This window comes from Ligilactobacillus saerimneri DSM 16049 (assembly GCF_000423265.1).
In the GTDB taxonomy this organism is placed as follows: Bacteria; Bacillota; Bacilli; order Lactobacillales; family Lactobacillaceae; genus Ligilactobacillus; species Ligilactobacillus saerimneri.
The window spans coordinates 1-8,182 of sequence record NZ_AUHQ01000042.1 but is presented as its reverse complement, the minus strand read 5'-3'; the positions used below and the strand labels follow the sequence as shown (position 1 = coordinate 8,182).

The window sequence follows — 8,182 nt, the reverse complement described above, 5'->3', positions numbered from 1 at the left end:
TTTTTTCATAAAATCATACGGCTATTTTATCAGTGTTTATCACTGTATAAAGTCCGTTATATCAACGTTTTTAAAATAGTGATTTAATAGAAAAACAGTATTTTTATAAAAGTCTGCGACAAACTCGCGACAAAAAATATAATTCCGCTTGTCTATATGAGCCTTTAAGCACCGCCTATTTAAGGGCGGTTTTTTTTATTGTCTGGATGCCGTGGGATGATCTGACAACAAAAAAACGCCCGGTAAATGGATACCCGGGCGCAAAAGAAAAGATATATGAGTTATATGTTTATTTTATCACATTTTACGCTTCCCAGTTCATCCGGTATCCTGTTTTTTAGTACCCGCAAAAACTGAAAACACCAGCGGTTAAACTGGTGCGGTGTAAAGGTTCCTATTAAATAACGATAACACCTATATTGTACCATGTAATGAGTACCAATTATAGCCCTATGAATTATAAGGCAAATAGCGGGTGCTTAACGGTGTTTAATAGTGTTGAATATGATTATACATAGAATTGATTTAAATGCTAATTAGGCTATGCTATTAAAGCCGTTTTTCAATATTTGGCGTTCTTTATCTCATACACGGGGGTATTACCCTACCCCCTGGCGCTTCCGTACTTCACGCCGTCACTGCACATTTTTTCGCGCGCTATCAGTCCTAAAAATAGCCCTTGATACTGTATAATATAGGTATTTGGGGGTGCTTGCATGATTCCAATTGATGAAAAGGCGACTATAAAAAAGGCTCGGCAATTCCTAGCTAACGACTTTCAACAATTTAAGGCGCTGGCCTTGTCTAGGTATAATATGCCATCCGGGATGCCCTCGGGCGTTGCTGTGAGTGGTGGGATGATTGATACCATGGAAAAAAAGCAAGTAAAAGGTCTGGATGCCGTGGCTGTGGTTGATGCCGTTCGGGATGCTCTGGAAAAAATGCGCCCCGATAATGCAAAGTTGATCGAACTTAAATATATAAACGGCGTTCGGGTGGTAGATATTGCTTGCCGTATTGGATACAGTGAGCGGGGTACTTACAAGCTGATAAATCAAGCATTATTAGAGTTTGGTATGCTGTATGGTTTGATTGTTTGGGGGTGATTCCGTGGGCTGTCTATTCCTCATATTAGGCGGGTTTGGGTTGTTCGTCCTCACTTGGTAAGTGGTTACGCTGCCTAACCTAGCCCCCCATCATCCAACTTTTAAAAAGTAAGCCCGCAACGCAAAGAGTGGACTGTGTGCGCTCCTACGGTTTTACTTTTAGGGCGGGGGATGCAAAAAAATAAGCCGGTCAATCAGTTTGACCAGCTATGAAAGAATTAAAATCATGGTTCGTAATCATCCTAATATATATATATCAAGTGAGATAAAAAAATAAGCCCTAGCTGGTAAGACTAGGACTTGGTAAGGGGTAACCCCCATGCATTAGTGCGTTATCTTATTACAATTACATTGTATCACATAACACTAGCATTCTTCATCGAATGCTTTTTTTATATCAATAGTGAACTGTTGTTCCTTGATATTGTCAATGCGTCTAATATTCTTAGCTTTAACCATGGTTGTGTATCCGATTAATTGCGGTTCGTTATCCTCATACTTGACTTGACCAATACAACCAGCTACCCATCCATCACTTGCCTTAGTTTCATCAACATACTTAGTTAAATCAGTGATACTGTCTGCTGTGATCAGATACCGATTATCCTTATTATCAACCATCTTAAATACTTTCATCCTATATCATCCTTTCTAATTACCCCCGTGTGTGAGAATTAATTCATACACGGGTGGTTAATCATCCTGCTTACTTTTAGTTAGCTGAAATAATACGTAATAATACACCATAATACACGTATAATACACGTGACATGTATGCCCCTTAACCCCTTGAGTCTGTAAGGATTGACCGCTATAAAATACATGTAATACACGTAAAACGCAAACAAACATATATACATATATAGAAATAAAAAAATGTTTTTATTGGAATTTGGTGTATACGTGTATTCTATACCCCCTAACCCCTTGATACATAAGGGATTGACCACAATACACGTGCATGTATTTTAGGTGTATTGACATGTATTATTTGGCTCGTTTATAACCCCGTTTGTTTTTGCCCAAGACATTTACATTAGTACTACTTACCCATTCGCCCAGGTTGTCCCCTAATGCAAGACTGATCTTTTTACTATAAGTATTGCCCCGACTGGTTCGGGTGTTCTTGATATCGAATACAGTGTAAAGAACTTCCATAGTAGCAACGGCTTGTATCTGGTGTAATTGCTCGGGGTCATATTGAAATTCTCCCTTGTCCTGAAAGTAGCTATAATGCCCGGTGTTCTGGTAATGGTTGAAGTAGCTTTTTCTGTCTTGCATAGTGAACGACTTCTCCCATCCATCCGGTACTTGCATGTTTGCATAGTCCTTGATGCGTTCAATGTCCGGGTCAATAATCATTGCTGATTGTTGCCGTTCCATTGCTATTTTTACAATTTCATCCGGTAGCTTTAAATCTTTATTAGTGAAATACAGTTCTCGGGCTTCCGCTAGTACCTGTAAAATGTCACGGTTCTTATAATCATCTGGCGCTGGTATCTTTTTAGTAGCGTTGTTCTTGTTGCATTGCAAAGGGAAATAACGGCGGTTACCGGTCTGATCTACTAAAAATTGATTATCATTAGTAGTTCCAATAAATACGGTGTGGCGTGGTATTGATTCCAACACTGCCCCATATGGTGGCCGGTATAAGTCATCTTTGGCTGAAATCATAGCCTTTAAAGCGCCTTGATTAGCTACCGTATTAAGCCCGTTTAACTCGGCTAATTCAACGATTGCTACACGCCCGATTTTTAGCAACTCGTCTTTTTTGGATGCGTCAAGGCTGTTGACCTGGTCAGTAAAGTATTCCGGTAGTAGTAAACTAACCAGGGTTGATTTACCTATACCTTGAGCGCCCATTAGAATAGGTACTACCTCAAACTTAACGCCGGGATGATATACACGGGCTATCAGTCCTTTAAACCAATTTTTTGTTACTTGCCGGCTGTATGGTTCATCCTTAACCCCCAGATAGTCGATGAAAAATGTTTCCACTCGTGGGATGCCGTCCCATTTAATAACCGATTCTATCCGGTCTTTAACCGGGTTAATAGAGTTCATCATAGCAGTTAGATTAACTCCGCTTCCTACTACATTTTTATTTGGCGAATACTTCCAGTAGGTCTCAATTTCGGCTCTTATCCGGTCTATATCATCATTAGTTAAATATTCGTAATTGTTGCCATAGTCATTAGATACTAGAATGCTGTTGTTAAACTCGTTTTTCTGGAAACGGTAGGGCGTATATTTGCTACCCGCTAGAATGTATTTAATATTAGTAATTGAAGATTTATCCGGCGTTAACTGGTCTTTATTCGTCAGTAAAATTTTTTCCTTGATAGTCTTATTATCTAACTCACGTTTATATAACTTGTCTTTTAGTTCTTTATCCATGGTTATTTATCCATCCTTTACACCTCATTTTATTTGTAGATAGTTAGTAAGCTGTCTTTTTCTACTCAATAATCAACGTGTGTGTACCAAGTTATACCTAGTTGCTAGGTTTGGGGCGGTCGTTAGCTGAGAGAATGCCCGCTTGTATGGTCATATCTCCGTAAGTTTGCGCCCCTCGTAATTCATCCCATTTATCACGATACAGTGCCGATTGTCTGAAAAGTCTATCAATCTGGTTATGATTTTTATAGCTGTAAAACGCTAAAAAGTTACACAATGATAAATCAAGTTCACTATGTGAGTATTCGGGATGCTGTGGGTGGTTGCCATGCTTAAAAAGGTTATAAGCTATTGACCCGTTAGCACTTCCAAACATATCTTTTAGCACTTGTTCATCACTGATTAAGGCCGGTTCATCCTTTACCCCGTGTGTGGGATGCCGTGGCCGTTGCTTAGGGTAAAAGCTATAAACCCCGATTAGTTCGCTGAATTCATCACTCGTTAAGTATGCTAATTGGTCGCCTGCTAGCTTGTTTCCAGTAACCGCAATAAAGCGTTCTTTGCTGTATAGTTCGTACCTACCATTTTTAGTACTATGTGGCGGTATTTCATCATCAACTTTAAAAAAGCAATGAATGCCTGTTCCTGATTGACTTACTTCCGTGTAAGTCTGATTAGTAAAATACATTGCTCGGTCAATCTCGGGATTGTCTGTGCTGATTTTTCCCGGTATCTCGTCAATATCCAGGCAACAATAACCATCGCCTAGGACAAACCCTAGTCCCCATTTTTCGGGGTATCTAGTCTTTTTTAATAAGTCATACACGGTTGTATAACTAGCCCATCCGTTACTATCAAGCGGGTTTACTGGTTCGGGATGATTCCGATTTTTTAGAATGCTAGCGACTGAGTAGGGTAGTTTTTGCGCCTTGTGGCCGTTGCCATCCAGCCGGTATAAAATCCATCGTTTGGCTTCCATCATCTCCGCTGGTATCGTCATAAAATAGTCCCCCTTAAATGTGATATAATTTATTTGTTGTTGTTTTATATGCGTCTTTTAGCACGGCTAAAGCCATGCTATTAGGCGCTTCTTTTTTTGCCTGTTTAATCATCCTCGGCAATGCTTGCCGTGGGTCTTGTCCTAGGCTTTCAATCTGATAGAGTACCCAGTTAACGGTGGGAACTGGTCTTTTAGTCATGCTGTTTTTCCCCCTTATAAAGTAAGTGAGTAATGAGCAATGCAATCAGTGCTAAAAATAGGGCGCTGGCTGTTCGGTAGTTAGCAAAGTTCAAGAAAAACACACCCAGCATTAATAGCACTGTTTCAATATAGCTAGCCTTAATCATGGTGTAACTCCTCCTCGTCAATAAGTCCCAGATCAAAAGCCTTTTTAGTTGGCTGGCCATCCTCAGTAATTACGCCCTTACTAATTAGGATGCTGGCAATCTCTAAAAGGGTAGTTTTTACGCCTTGTTCAAGCGCTATCTGGTAAGCACCCTTGACCATCTTAGATTTTAAAAGAGCTGTTTGTTCAAGTGCTTTTTCCGTTATGTTGCCTTGGCCATCAATTAACCCATTACTGAGTAAATAGCTAATAACTTCATTTTTCGTTGCGCCTGGTTCATCCTTGACCGCTTCATAAAGTCGGTTAACTAGGATTGAATTTTTTATCTTATCAATATCAAAAATCACGTTTAATCATCCTTCCTTTAAATCTGCGCTAATTTCATCTAACCGGTTGGCAATAATTCCGATAGTATCAAGCGCCTTAGGCAATACCCAGTTCAAAAAATAATTCCGTTGTTGGTCATCTGCTTTTTTTAATAAAACGGTGGTTTGTCTCAGTGTTTCATTAATTGCTGTCAAACTTGATGAATGAGTTTGCAAGTCATCCGCTATTTTTTCTTTATCCATTTTTCTATACCATCCTTTAAACCTCACATAGGCAAGCGGGGTTATTTTAGTGTTCGTGTTGTTTCATAAATGCGTCTAATGTGTCTTTGCTGTATCTCTTTACGCCGTCAATCTCTACTGTTGGGATGCCGTGGGTATTGACCCAGCTATAAAACTTACTACGGGATATACCTAGATATTCGCTTGCTTCCCCAGCTTTCATATAAGGTGGGATGCGTTGCTGTTGGCGTTCTTCATCAAGCGCTGTTTGCAATGCTTCCCTGGCTAGGTCAATCACTGCGCCCGCTAGTTCATCCGGCAACTTAATTTGTACTGTGGTATCCATCCTAAAAACCCCCAGTCTGTTTAATAGCCGTTAGTCTGCTGATAAGTTCCAGCTCGTCCGGGTGGTCTTGCTTGATAAGATAAATCAATTTTTCTAGTCCTTTTTCGTGGTCAATTCCTAGCTTGTCAAATTCCACCCTTAAAAATTCCTTGTATGTCATGCGTTATCATCCTTTCTGTTTAACTACCGTGTGCGCCTTTAAAAACTCGTCTAGGTCATCCTTGGCTACATAGCGCCCCTTTCCTAAATGGATTACTGGTAAACCAAGTTCAATTAGTTTGCGAACTGGTTTATAAGATTTAAACCCCAGCAAGTCCCTTACTTCTCGTAAATTTAAAAGTTCCATAGTTAACGCCTCGCTCTTTATTGAAATTATTGTCTATATAGTGAAATATATATCACTAGTAAGATAACAATATCAGAATATAGTTAAATTATATATTTGTCAATATAGTGATATATTTTTCATTGTTAGTGATTATTTGTGTGCGCTATGGTATGATTTTTATAAAAAAAGGACTGTTTTAAAATGTTAAAAAGTAATTTATCTGTTCTAATGGCTGAGCGGGGATTAAAAATAGTTGATTTGTACAATGCGACTGGAATTTCAAAAAATACGCTTATGTCATTGTCTGAGAATACTAGTAAAGGGGTACAGTTTGAAACGGTAGACAAACTATGTAATTACTTAGGCGTTACACCGGCCGATTTTTTTGTATATGCTCCGTATATTGTTGACATAAAATTTGAGAAGGATACCAAAGAGAAAAATGAATTTAATTTGATAGTGATTTTACAAAGTGGTGATAGGATAAAAAGTTTTACTTTTATGGGCGCTTTATATGATAAAAAGTTTCGTCAATATATGAAAGATGATGATATAACTACACTAGCTAATTACTCAAAGAATGAGAATTGTGATTATTTCATCTATCTTTCCGATGAAATTAATAGTGGGCGTGAAAACTTTGCCTATGTTTTTGATAAGTTCCCTCAACAGATAAAAAGAGAAATAGTAGAAAATATTTTTAAAGAGTTAAGTGATAATGTATTCGGTGGGAAAATTGACAACGGGACATTAGTAGCCCTTGAATTTGAGTTTCTTGATAATGATAAGTTTAATTTTTCCAAAGTATTCCAGTATAAAAATAACGAATTTAGATTATTTAGATAGCCATCCAGGCGAACAATAAACTTAGCAAATCTTAGCTAATACATACCTCAAATCATCCTTGAAAGTTCACATAGGCAAGCGGGAACAAGAAAAGGACTGACGATATATGAGTTATGTTAGAAAAGCAAAAAACGGCTATTATGGATATGCTAGCTATAAGGATAGCAACGGCAAACGGCGGTATAAATCCGCTGGTAAATTTAAGCTAAAACGGGATGCTCTGGCTAAAGCTGATGAATTGGAAAAACAGTTACAAGCAGGGGATGCCAAGCTGAAAGATATATCACTAGTTGACTACTTTAAACGGTGGTATGAAACATACAAGCGGGCTAATTTAAGTGATAACACCCGGGGAACGTATGAGAGTAGTTTTATTGCAATTAGTAAGTATTTCGATGATAAAAAACTGGCTGAGATAACACGTACCGACTACCAGCAATTCATTAATTGGTATAGTCTTAATCATGCGTTAGGTAGCGTTAAACAAGTTAACCGACATATTAGGGCGTGTGTGAGTTATGCCATTGATGATGATATTATTGTTAAGGACTTTACTAAAAGAGTTCAATTAGTAGAAAATAAACAACGTGGGCGTCATCCTGAATACTTGACCACTAGCGAACTGATAAAGTTCAAGGATGCCGTATTAAATCGCCTTGACGGGGTATCAACGGCGCCTTATATGGTCTTAACTGCTATTTATACCGGGATGCGCAAATCTGAGATACAAGGCCTAACATGGAATGATATTGACTTCCTACACGGTACTATATCAATTACTAAATCATGGGATGATCTCAGAAAGAAAAATAACCCGACAAAGAATGCTTCCAGTGTGCGAACGATACCAGTTAACCGGGCGCTATTGGATGCCCTGGCTGATTTAAGGGCTAATCATTCAGTAAGGGTATTTCAAAATGTATTGGGTGTTATTCCTAATGGTAGAAAGTTAAACCGGTTAATTGGTAGCATATTGGATGATGCCGGTATTAGTAAAAAAGATTTTTCATTCCATAGCCTGCGACATGTTCACGTTGCATACTTAATTGGTCAAGGCGTTGATATATACGCAATTAGTAAGCGTCTAGGACATAGCAACGTAACAACTACATTAGACATATACAGTTATCTAGTTGACGAATACAAGGCTAAAAATGATAATCTAATTATTGAAAAACTAAAAGCCCTATAATTTGGCGACAAAGTGGCGACAAAAAGGGCTATAAACGTTAATATATAAGGTATTGAATATTTTTTCATAAAAT

General features: G+C 38.3%; 13 protein-coding genes. 3 read left to right on the top strand and 10 right to left on the bottom strand.

The genetic code is table 11. The features are described from left to right. The first annotated feature begins 716 nt into the window (after positions 1 to 716). Positions 717 to 1,106 carry an ArpU family phage packaging/lysis transcriptional regulator gene (locus tag G541_RS0108015; protein WP_027827098.1) on the top strand — a complete coding sequence of 130 codons (390 nt, stop codon included), beginning with the start codon at positions 717 to 719 and terminating at the stop codon, positions 1,104 to 1,106. A 366-nt stretch (positions 1,107 to 1,472) separates the two neighbouring features. On the opposite strand, the gene G541_RS0108010 is transcribed toward G541_RS0108015, so the two are convergent. The 10 genes from G541_RS0108010 to G541_RS0107965 form a co-directional block, all read right to left on the bottom strand. Beyond that, positions 1,473 to 1,742 (bottom strand): hypothetical protein, encoded by a 270-nt coding sequence (locus tag G541_RS0108010; RefSeq protein ID WP_027827097.1) that lies wholly within the window; start codon positions 1,740 to 1,742, stop codon positions 1,473 to 1,475. 351 nt (positions 1,743 to 2,093) lie between these two features. Then, the gene (locus G541_RS09745; protein WP_051174619.1) at positions 2,094 to 3,503 is read right to left on the bottom strand and encodes a virulence-associated E family protein; all 1,410 of its coding nucleotides are present in this window, start codon (positions 3,501 to 3,503) and stop codon (positions 2,094 to 2,096) included. Between the two features lie 97 nt (positions 3,504 to 3,600). Next, positions 3,601 to 4,503: a phage NrS-1 polymerase family protein gene (locus G541_RS0108000; RefSeq protein ID WP_027827096.1), complete on the bottom strand. Its 903-nt coding sequence runs from the start codon at positions 4,501 to 4,503 to the stop codon at positions 3,601 to 3,603. Positions 4,504 to 4,516: 13 nt separating this feature from the next. After that, positions 4,517 to 4,702, bottom strand: a complete 186-nt coding sequence (locus tag G541_RS0107995; protein WP_027827095.1) for a hypothetical protein — start codon at positions 4,700 to 4,702, stop codon at positions 4,517 to 4,519. Next, a complete protein-coding gene (locus G541_RS10435; RefSeq protein ID WP_155824564.1) occupies positions 4,695 to 4,850 on the bottom strand; it encodes a hypothetical protein in 156 nt (51 codons plus the stop codon). Before G541_RS10435 ends, G541_RS0107995 begins: the two co-directional genes overlap by 8 nt. Next, complete coding sequence (locus G541_RS0107985) at positions 4,843 to 5,196, bottom strand: hypothetical protein (protein ID WP_027827094.1); 354 nt, start codon at positions 5,194 to 5,196, stop codon at positions 4,843 to 4,845. Before G541_RS0107985 ends, G541_RS10435 begins: the two co-directional genes overlap by 8 nt. Before the next feature lie 6 nt (positions 5,197 to 5,202). Beyond that, positions 5,203 to 5,418: a hypothetical protein gene (locus tag G541_RS0107980; protein ID WP_027827093.1), complete on the bottom strand. Its 216-nt coding sequence runs from the start codon at positions 5,416 to 5,418 to the stop codon at positions 5,203 to 5,205. A gap of 46 nt (positions 5,419 to 5,464) precedes the next feature. After that, on the bottom strand, positions 5,465 to 5,743 hold the full coding sequence (locus tag G541_RS09740) for a helix-turn-helix domain-containing protein (RefSeq protein WP_035163243.1): 279 nt from the start codon (positions 5,741 to 5,743) through the stop codon (positions 5,465 to 5,467). 1 nt (position 5,744) lies between these two features. Further along, complete coding sequence (locus G541_RS10430; protein ID WP_155824562.1) at positions 5,745 to 5,903, bottom strand: hypothetical protein; 159 nt, start codon at positions 5,901 to 5,903, stop codon at positions 5,745 to 5,747. A 6-nt stretch (positions 5,904 to 5,909) separates the two neighbouring features. Further along, positions 5,910 to 6,089, bottom strand: a complete 180-nt coding sequence (locus tag G541_RS0107965; protein WP_035163241.1) for a MerR family transcriptional regulator — start codon at positions 6,087 to 6,089, stop codon at positions 5,910 to 5,912. A 183-nt stretch (positions 6,090 to 6,272) separates the two neighbouring features. Between G541_RS0107965 and G541_RS10040 the strand changes: the two genes are divergently transcribed. Continuing rightward, the gene (locus G541_RS10040; RefSeq protein ID WP_051174616.1) at positions 6,273 to 6,917 is read left to right on the top strand and encodes a helix-turn-helix domain-containing protein; all 645 of its coding nucleotides are present in this window, start codon (positions 6,273 to 6,275) and stop codon (positions 6,915 to 6,917) included. Positions 6,918 to 7,023: 106 nt separating this feature from the next. Next, on the top strand, positions 7,024 to 8,109 hold the full coding sequence (locus G541_RS0107955; protein WP_027827091.1) for a site-specific integrase: 1,086 nt from the start codon (positions 7,024 to 7,026) through the stop codon (positions 8,107 to 8,109). Positions 8,110 to 8,182: the final 73 nt, after the last annotated feature.